This window comes from Rhodococcus sp. EPR-134 (assembly GCF_001647205.1).
Classification (GTDB): Bacteria; Actinomycetota; Actinomycetes; order Mycobacteriales; family Mycobacteriaceae; genus Rhodococcus_F; species Rhodococcus_F qingshengii.
This window is the reverse complement of sequence record NZ_LVCT01000248.1, coordinates 1-8,940: the sequence shown is the minus strand read 5'-3', so window position 1 is coordinate 8,940 and position 8,940 is coordinate 1. Positions and strand designations below refer to the sequence as shown.

Here is an 8,940-nt window from a genome sequence, read left to right as displayed (position 1 = left end):
CACCGACGAGCACATGCGCGGAATCCGACAGGCACGGTCGGCGAATGCCCGAATGTCATCCGGATCGCCTCGAAGCGGAACCAGGTTCGCCCCGGCAAAGCACAGTGAGGACAACGGCCCGCCTCGACTCCACAGCTCGCCGTGAATCATTCGTGGGTCGACGCCGCATTCTTCGACGCGCGCGGCAATCATGCAGGCCGCCACCGGATCGGCGTCGAGTACCCGTCGGACGTCTTCGAGATCTCGACTTCCGACCTGCTTGGCTCCGAGGAGTTTGAGCATCCGTCAACCCCCTCGACTCGACTGCGCGTCCACGAATATCACTACCCGATCATGATGCACTCAGATTGCCACGAACCTGACACCGACGGGGAAGATTCATCCGGCAATCACTCAACTCACGGTGACGACCGGCGCACCCTCCGAGGCGTCACCCTCCATGCTTTCGGCAATTTTCATCGCCTCTTCGATCAACGTCTCGACGATCTGCGCCTCGGGCACCGTCTTGATGACCTTGCCCTTGACGAAGATCTGGCCCTTGCCGTTGCCGGACGCCACACCGAGGTCGGCCTCACGCGCTTCACCCGGTCCGTTCACGACGCAACCCATGACTGCCACGCGCAGCGGGATCTCCATGCCTTCGAGGCCGGCGGAGACCTCGTCGGCAAGTGTGTAGACATCGACCTGTGCACGGCCACACGAGGGGCAAGAGACGATCTCGAGCTTGCGGGGACGCAGGTTCAGAGACTGCAGAATCTGGTTACCGACCTTGATTTCCTCGGCCGGCGGGGCCGAGAGCGAAACCCGGATCGTGTCGCCGATACCCTCCGCGAGCAGCGCACCGAAGGCGACCGCGGACTTGATCGTGCCCTGAAACGCCGGCCCTGCCTCCGTGACGCCGAGGTGCAACGGGTAATCGCATTTGGCGGCGAGTTGGCGGTAAGCCTCGACCATGATCACCGGATCGTTGTGCTTGACGGAGATCTTGATGTCACCGAAGCCATGCTCTTCGAACAACCCGGCCTCCCACAGCGCGGACTCGACCAACGCTTCGGGCGTCGCCTTGCCGTACTTCTCCATCAACCGAGGATCGAGCGATCCCGCGTTGACACCGATACGGATCGGAATGCCTGCGTCACCGGCAGCCTTGGCCACCTCTTTGACACGGCCGTCGAATTCCTTGATGTTGCCCGGATTGACGCGCACCGCAGCGCATCCCGCATCGATTGCCGCGAAGATGTAGCGCGGCTGGAAGTGGATGTCGGCGATAACCGGGATCTGACTCTTCTTCGCAATGATCGACAACGCGTCCGCGTCTTCCTGACGCGGGCAGGCGACACGGACGATGTCGCAACCGGACGCGGTCAGTTCCGCGATCTGCTGGAGCGTTGCATTGACGTCGTGCGTCTTCGTGGTGCACATGGACTGCACCGAGATGGGGAAATCGCTGCCCACACCTACCGTGCCGACCTGCAGCTGCCGTGTCTTGCGTCGAGGAGCAAGGATCGCTGCGGGTGCCGAGGGCATTCCCAGTCCGATAGGGATGGTCACGTCTGTGCCTTCTTTCATAGCTTCACTGCAAGTTTAGCCGGGCGATCGCCGCACTACCGCGCGGCAACCGTCACCCTTCTCACACGGTCAGAAGATCTTGATCGGATTGACGATGTCAGCCGTGAGTGTCAGCAACATGAACGCGCCACCGATCACGATGAATACGTAAGTAATCGGAAGGAGTCGCGTGTAGTCGACCGGGCCGCCGGGAATCAAGCCTCGGCGGGCGCGGAACCAATCACGGATCTTCTCGTAGAAGACCACCGCGATGTGACCGCCGTCGAGCGGCAACAGCGGCAGGATGTTGAAAACACCTAGGAAGAAGTTGATCGATGCGAGCAGTCCGACGAACATCGGCCACTCGGCTCGATCTGCGGCCTCGCCACCGATCACGCTGGCACCGACCACGCTGATCGGTGTGTCCTGGGCGCGTTCGCCGCCCGTGATCGACTCCCACAGTGCCCCCACCTTCGACGGAATGTCAGCCAATGCCTTCACCGAGTCGACCATGATCTGGCCGGTGTAGTCGAAGGCTGCCGGAACAGCCGTGAGAGCGTTGTACTCGACCAGCGCCGAGCCCGGTCCACCGATTCCGACAGCGGATACTTCCTGCTTCACGGGAACGCCACTGGCCGAGTTCACATATCGCTGGACTCGTTCGGGCACGACCGTGATCGACAAGGCCTCTCCGTCGCGATCAACCGACAACACGATCGGACCATCCACACCTCGAATAGCTGCTGCCACCTCAGGGAAGGTGCTCGTCGACTTTCCGTCGACTGCGGTGATCCGATCTCCCGATTGCAGGCCCGCATCTCCCGCGGGGCCCCCACCCGAGCACTCTGTCAGCTCGAAGTTGCCGTCCTGGCCCAGCTGATCGGGGGCCACACAGGTGACCTCTTGGACCACTGGCTGAGCGGGCTCAGTTCGACCCCAACCGAGGAGCAATGCGTAGATCAGGAGGAACCCGAGAATGAAGTTCATCGCGATACCGCCGGACATGACGACGACGCGCTTCCACGCCGCCTTCTTGTACATCGCGTGCGGCTCTTCTTCAGGCGTCATCTCGTCGAGGGCCGTCATGCCCGCGATGTCGCAGAATCCGCCCAGCGGCAGCGCCTTGAGGCCGTACTCGGTCTCACCTCGACGGAACGAGAAGATTTTCGGTCCGAAGCCGATGTAGTAGCGGCGAACCTTCATTCCCAAAGCCTTGGCCGTCCACATGTGACCGGCTTCGTGCAGGGCGATGGACACGCCGATGCCGAGGGCAAACAGCACTACGCCCAGTGCAAAAACCATGAAAGCTCTAGCCCTCCTGCTTCACGAGCTGACGCGCTCGTGTGCGTGCCCAGCCGTCTGCGGCCAGAACGTCGTCCACGGTAACCGGTTCTGCGGACCATTGACCTGCATCGTCGAGAACAGCAGCCACCGTGCGGACGATCGCCGGGAAGGAAATGACACCGTCGAGGAATGCCTGAGCCGCCACTTCGTTGGCCGCGTTGTAGATCGCGGTGAAGCAACCTCCGGATTTTCCTGCGCTTCGCGCCAGATCGACGGCTGGGAACACCGACGAATCGAGCGGCTCGAATTCCCAGGTGGAGGCGGTGCTGAAGTCGCATGCCGACGCCGCACCTTCGATGCGGTCCGGCCAGCCGAGAGCGAGAGCGATCGGGAGCTTCATGTCCGGTGGACTCGCCTGTGCCAGCGTCGATCCGTCGAAGAAGGTCACCATGGAGTGCACGATCGATTGCGGATGCACGGTGACGTCGATGCGGTCGTAGTCGATCCCGAACAGCAGGTTCGTCTCGATCAACTCGAGGCCCTTGTTGACCAGAGTTGCCGAGTTGAGGGTGTTCATGGGGCCCATCGACCAGGTGGGGTGCGCTTTTGCCTGAGCCGGATTCACACTTTCGAGATCCTCGGCGCTCCAGCCACGGAACGGCCCACCCGAAGCGGTGAGAACCAACCGGGCCACCTCGTCGCCTGTTCCACCACGTAGGCACTGGGCAAGCGCCGAATGCTCCGAGTCGACCGGCACGATCTGACCGGGGGCGGCGGCTTTCGTCACCAGCGCTCCGCCGGCGACAAGCGATTCCTTGTTCGCCAGCGCCAGGCGCGCTCCCGAGTTCAAAGCCGCCAGTGTCGGTTCGAGTCCCAACGAACCGACGAGCGCATTGAGGACAACATCGGCACCGCTGTCCCGAACCAGTTCTGTCACGGCGCTCGGTCCCGAACGGGCGGTTACCGATTCCAGCGCCGATGCCGCTGCAGGATCGGCGACGGCGACGTCCGTGACGCCGGTTGCACGAATCTGTTCGGCCAACAACTCGACGTTGTTGCCGCCCGCTGCAAGACCGACTACTTCGAAACGGTCGGGGTTGGCAGCGATGACCTCCAGCGCTTGGGTACCGATCGAACCGGTACTGCCGAGGAGGAGGACGCGGGTACGTGTGGTTTCCTGCACTCGCCCATTGTTCCTGATAACACCTGAGAACAACCTTATCGACGCCCAACTACGTACGACAGGCAGTCGTATGTCACCATATTGGGCAGTAGTGCAACCGAATGAGCAGGAGGATCGACCGTGGCCGATACCCAGTTGGACGTCAAGTCCAGCGCCCCCGTCGTGGTCTCGCACGTCGATGAGGCCGAGGTTCCCTCTGCCGCATGGGGGTGGAGTGGTGAAGGACTCAAGTTTTTCCGTTTCCTCGGATGGTTCTTCGCAATATTCCTGCTTCTGATGATGATCGGAAACCATCACGGCAAGGTCGAGGATCTGTGGCTCATCGGCACCGCCGGATTGATGATCTTCATTCTGGTCCGCGACATCGTCATCCGTCGCCGCCCGCGCTAGAAACCTGACAAAGAGAAGGCCTCCACGAACGAAAGTTCGTGGAGGCCTTCTCTTTACGTGTTTCAGGCCTGAAACGTTTCAGTTCTCGGCTGCCAGCTGGCCACAGGCTGCGGCGATTTCCTGACCGCGCGTATCGCGCACCGTGCACGAGACGCCCTGGGCGATGACCCGACGCACGAACTCACGCTCGACGTCCTTGGGGCTCGCGTCCCACTCGCTGCCCGGAGTCGGGTTGAGCGGAATCAGGTTGACGTGCACCAACCCGCCGAGTGCTTTCCTCAGCTTCTTGCCCAGCATGTCCGCGCGCCACGGCTGATCGTTGACGTTCTTGATCATCGCGTACTCGATGGACACACGGCGACCGGTCTTGTCTGCGTAGTACCGTGCAGCCTGAAGTACCTCCGACACTGACCAGCGATTGTTGACCGGGACAAGAGTGTCGCGCAGTTCGTCGTCCGGTGTGTGCAGCGATACCGCCAGCGTGACGCTCAGGCCTTCGTCAGCGAGCTTGCGGATAGCGGGAGCGAGGCCGACGGTCGAGACCGTGACGGACCGCTGAGACAGGCCGAGGCCGTCGGGTGCAGGCGAGGTGATCCGTCGTACCGCTGCCACCACGCGCTTGTAGTTCGCCAAAGGCTCGCCCATACCCATGAACACGACGTTCGAGAGGCGTCCGGGGCCGCCGGCAACTTCACCGTCGCGCATGGCAGCCGCTGCCTCGCGAACCTGATCGACGATCTCGGCGGTCGAGAGGTTGCGGTCGAGGCCGCCCTGACCCGTCGCACAGAACGGGCAGGCCATTCCGCAGCCTGCCTGACTCGAGATGCAAAGTGTTGCCCGGTCGGGATAGCGCATCAAGACGCTTTCGAGCAGCGTTCCGTCATGTGCCTTCCACAGGGTCTTGCGAGTGTCGCCCGAATCGCACGCGAGGTGCTTGATCGGGGTCAACAAGGTCGGGAACAGCGACTCCCCAACCTTCTCGCGCACCGATGCGGGGAGATCGGTCATCTTCTCCGGATCGGCTTCGAGCCGCGCGTAGTACTGACGCGCCAGCTGATCGGCCCGGAAAGCCGGAAGGCCGAGCTCTTTCACCGCTTCTTTGCGCTCGGCGGAATCGAGATCGGCGAGGTGCCGTGGAGGCATTCCGCGCTTGGGTGCAGTGAAAACGAGGGGAAGAGAGGCAGCCATAGTTACACCATTGTCCCATTGTTTTGGGGTGCTACCCCACTGCCACCCGATTGTGGCCGGATTACCCGTGCAACTTCGCGCAGGTTGAGTGATGATCATGTCATGTCAACCACACCAGAGGATCCGTCGAATTCCCCCGTGTACGGCCCAGCCGACGGTTTCGGCCCCGATCCGGAACTTCCGAAGGTGGACGAGAACAAGGCAGTGGAAAAACACGATCCGGAACCGACACCGACGCCTGAACCGGTGCCGACCGGAACGTCGGTCACCGACCGAACCAGGGCTGCGACGACCTGGGTTGGCCTGGTCATAGGCGCAATTGTGCTGATCTTACTGCTGGTGTTCATCCTGCAGAACCTCGAGAGCGTCTCCGTCAAGATCCTCGCCTGGCAGATCGACTTTCCGCTCGGAATCACGATCCTGCTTTCCGCCATCGCGGGCGCGTTGATCATGGCGTTGGCAGGTGGCGTTCGCATCATTCAGATCCGGCGCGCAGCGAAGCGGCAGATGTGACTGAAATCTAGTTACGCAATTGGGTCGATCGATGGGCCAGCAGGCATCATTGATGTCGTGGAAATCACCGGAAAGGCCCTGATGTGACTACTCACATGGAGAGACCTGTGACCTCGCGAATTGCCCCGCAGCAGGCAAGATCCTGGCTCCTCGTCCCCGCGTCCAAACCGGACACCTTCGACGCCGCACTCGCGAGTGCGGCCGACGCCGTCATTCTCGACCTCGAGGATGCCGTCACCGCACCCAACAAGCCAGCTGCCCGCCGCGATGTCGCCGCATTCCTGAGCGAACACAATCACGCCTGGGTTCGGATCAACGACGCCACGACACCGTTCTGGGAAGAGGATCTGGCCGTACTCGCGGGCCTCCCCGGACTCGAGGGTGTCATGCTCGCAAAGACCGAAAGCGGTCAGCAGGCCGACGCCACGGCCGAGCGACTTCCCGACGGCACCAAGATTCTTGCTCTCGTCGAATCCGCGGTGGGACTCGAGGCTGCGCCCGAGATCGCACGCACTGACGGCATCTTCCGTCTCGCATTCGGCAGCGGCGACTTCCGGCGCGACACTGGGATGGACGACTCCCCCACGTCGATGTCGTACCCGCGTTCGCGGCTCACCATCGCCAGCCGCGCGGCACGCATCGCTCCGCCGATCGACGGTCCCACGCTCGGCCCCGATCTGGATCTGCTCGCCCGAGACTGTGCGATCACCTTGTCACTCGGCATGGCCGGCAAACTCTGCATGACCACCGCGCAGACTGCCCCCGTCAACGCAGGACTGAGTCCCTCTGTAGCCGACGCGATCTGGGCTCAGAATGTCATCGACGATCTCGGCGAAGACGGCTCACGCGTGCGCGACGGCAGCGACTTGCCCAAGCTCGCCAAGGCGAAGAAGATTCACAAGCTCGCCACCCTGTTCCACATCCCCACCGATCACTGATTTTTTTACTACTGAATCGGTGCAGAAAACGTCAGGCGCTCAAGTCGGAGCGCCTGACGTTCGTCTTTTGAGCCCGCCTTCACGCAAGTTCGAGTGATCGTGGTTTGGACCGAACATGGATCCGGTATCGCACCGTGAAGCCCAATCCCGTTACTTGCGAGAACGCACGCTCGGCAGTCTTCTCGGTGAACTCGATTCCGAGTACCCGCCGCATATCGTCTCGATTCTCGAACTCCCACCGGGTCTCGACGCGCGTGAGCGAGAATCCTTGAGCCTCGAAGAACGCTTCGACCGCCGCGGGATCGTATTTGGGCAGATCCGCCCTCATCCACTCCCCGTACGGGCCGGCGCTCACATCGAGATCCACGATCAGCAAGACTCCCCCGGGCCTCAGGATGCGCATGGCCTCACGAATTCCCGGGCCGCAGCCTTTTCCGAAGAAGTACGCCGTACGGGCATGAACGAGATCGACTGAAGCATCCACCAGACCCGTGGACTCTGCTGAACCCTGGACTACGTCGATCGACGCCGAATCGCGGGTTCGTTCCCGCGCGGCCCTCACCAGCGGTGCGTGCGGCTCCACTCCGACAACACGACGGGCAGTACGAGCGAACTCCGGTAGATGGAACCCCGCCCCACAGCCGACATCGACGACATCGCGTCCAGACCAGTCGACCTGGGCTCGCATCGCGGCCCAGAGGGAACCGTCGACGTCCTGCGCACGGTTCTCGATTTCGTACACGTCCGGCCAATGCCAGATGTTCGGACTGGGGATCGGCTTGGAACGGCCTGAGAAGAAATCACGCACGAGAAATCAGACGAGTGCGTACAGAATCAGCCAGGTGACAAATGCCGACGGCAGGAGTGAATCCAGGCGGTCCATGATTCCGCCGTGGCCGGGAAGCAAGGTTCCCATGTCCTTGATGCCGAGTTCACGCTTGATCTGCGATTCGATCAGGTCGCCGACCGTCGCGACTACCACCAGGACGACACCGAGCAGGACGCCGATCATCGAATTCGCGTCGAGGATCAACGTCACCGAAAGCAAACTGCCGATGACGCAGAAAATGAGGGATCCGACGAATCCCTCCCAGGACTTCTTCGGGCTCACAGCGGGCACCATCGGATGCTTCCCGAACAGCACTCCAGCCGCGTAGCCGCCGATGTCGGAGCACACGACACCGATCATCAAGACGAAGACGCGACCGGGGCCGTCGTCTTCGAGCACCATCAACGCACCGAATGACGCCAACAGCGGGATCCACGCCAGAACGAACACCGTGATGGAGGTGTCTCGCAGGAAGTTCTTCGGGGTCGCTTTGAGCCCGTGGTCGAACAACCGCCACACCATGCACACCAGGACGGTTGCGGTGAATCCGCTGAGCACCCCGACCGGTCCCCACGGCCAGCCGAGCCAGATCGTGGCTTGCCCGCCGACGAGAAGGGGAATTCGCGGCACCTCGATGTCGGCTTCACGAAGCCGCGTGGTGACCTCCCACGTCGCGATGAACATCGCGATCGCAACGACTGCGATCCATCCCGGGGGGAGGAAGATCAAAGTGCCGATGACCAAGGCGCCGAGGCCAGCTCCGACGCCGATGGCGGCAGGTAGGTTCCTGCCCGCCTTCGACTTCGGCGGTTGCGCGCCCTCAGCGCCGCCCGTAGGCCCGTCCGTGACGGGACCACCGGCGGTTCCCTCTTGTGCGTGCACCCAAACTCCCTGATCTACTCCCGACGACAAACACTGCAAATGAGGAGGCTATACCTCCATCAACTCTGCTTCCTTGTGCTTGACGAGTTCCTCGACCGTGTGCACGTACTTCGCCGTGGTCTTGTCGAGTTCTTTCTCTGCGCGACCGACCTCGTCCTCGCCGGCTTCACCGTCCTTCTGGATCC

11 protein-coding genes are annotated in these 8,940 nt (G+C 62.2%); 3 read left to right on the top strand and 8 right to left on the bottom strand.

Annotated elements, in window-relative coordinates; genetic code table 11:
* The 4 genes from A2J01_RS11075 to dxr all read right to left on the bottom strand — a co-directional run.
* Window positions 1–282, bottom strand: a 282-nt coding sequence (locus A2J01_RS11075) for a DUF4081 domain-containing protein (RefSeq protein ID WP_156519243.1), incomplete at its 3' end; no start/stop codon positions are given.
* A gap of 111 nt (window positions 283–393) precedes the next feature.
* Window positions 394–1,551 carry a flavodoxin-dependent (E)-4-hydroxy-3-methylbut-2-enyl-diphosphate synthase gene (gene ispG / locus A2J01_RS11070; RefSeq protein WP_007734888.1) on the bottom strand — a complete coding sequence of 386 codons (1,158 nt, stop codon included), beginning with the start codon at window positions 1,549–1,551 and terminating at the stop codon, window positions 394–396.
* Window positions 1,552–1,638: 87 nt separating this feature from the next.
* Window positions 1,639–2,850 (bottom strand): M50 family metallopeptidase, encoded by a 1,212-nt coding sequence (locus A2J01_RS11065; protein ID WP_030535658.1) that lies wholly within the window; start codon window positions 2,848–2,850, stop codon window positions 1,639–1,641.
* A gap of 7 nt (window positions 2,851–2,857) precedes the next feature.
* Entirely contained in the window at window positions 2,858–4,015 is a 1,158-nt protein-coding gene (gene dxr, locus A2J01_RS11060; RefSeq protein WP_064112691.1) for a 1-deoxy-D-xylulose-5-phosphate reductoisomerase, read from the bottom strand.
* A 120-nt stretch (window positions 4,016–4,135) separates the two neighbouring features.
* Between dxr and A2J01_RS11055 the strand changes: the two genes are divergently transcribed.
* Window positions 4,136–4,405 carry a DUF2631 domain-containing protein gene (locus A2J01_RS11055; RefSeq protein ID WP_003942762.1) on the top strand — a complete coding sequence of 90 codons (270 nt, stop codon included), beginning with the start codon at window positions 4,136–4,138 and terminating at the stop codon, window positions 4,403–4,405.
* A 78-nt stretch (window positions 4,406–4,483) separates the two neighbouring features.
* Here A2J01_RS11055 and rlmN read toward each other — a convergent pair whose 3' ends face one another.
* Window positions 4,484–5,593 carry a 23S rRNA (adenine(2503)-C(2))-methyltransferase RlmN gene (gene rlmN, locus A2J01_RS11050; protein ID WP_007734883.1) on the bottom strand — a complete coding sequence of 370 codons (1,110 nt, stop codon included), beginning with the start codon at window positions 5,591–5,593 and terminating at the stop codon, window positions 4,484–4,486.
* Between the two features lie 102 nt (window positions 5,594–5,695).
* Here rlmN and A2J01_RS11045 point away from each other — a divergent pair, with 102 nt between their 5' ends.
* Both A2J01_RS11045 and A2J01_RS11040 read left to right on the top strand, forming a co-directional pair.
* Complete coding sequence (locus A2J01_RS11045) at window positions 5,696–6,106, top strand: LapA family protein (RefSeq protein WP_073512295.1); 411 nt, start codon at window positions 5,696–5,698, stop codon at window positions 6,104–6,106.
* 95 nt (window positions 6,107–6,201) lie between these two features.
* Window positions 6,202–7,044 carry an HpcH/HpaI aldolase/citrate lyase family protein gene (locus A2J01_RS11040; RefSeq protein ID WP_030535660.1) on the top strand — a complete coding sequence of 281 codons (843 nt, stop codon included), beginning with the start codon at window positions 6,202–6,204 and terminating at the stop codon, window positions 7,042–7,044.
* Window positions 7,045–7,123: 79 nt separating this feature from the next.
* Here the strand turns inward: A2J01_RS11040 and A2J01_RS11035 are convergent, their stop codons facing one another.
* The 3 genes from A2J01_RS11035 to A2J01_RS11025 form a co-directional block, all read right to left on the bottom strand.
* Window positions 7,124–7,852: a class I SAM-dependent methyltransferase gene (locus A2J01_RS11035; protein ID WP_054827408.1), complete on the bottom strand. Its 729-nt coding sequence runs from the start codon at window positions 7,850–7,852 to the stop codon at window positions 7,124–7,126.
* Between the two features lie 6 nt (window positions 7,853–7,858).
* The gene (locus A2J01_RS11030; RefSeq protein ID WP_003942673.1) at window positions 7,859–8,755 is read right to left on the bottom strand and encodes a phosphatidate cytidylyltransferase; all 897 of its coding nucleotides are present in this window, start codon (window positions 8,753–8,755) and stop codon (window positions 7,859–7,861) included.
* A gap of 48 nt (window positions 8,756–8,803) precedes the next feature.
* Window positions 8,804–8,940: ribosome recycling factor (locus A2J01_RS11025; protein ID WP_156519242.1), on the bottom strand; the 137-nt coding region annotated here is incomplete at its 5' end.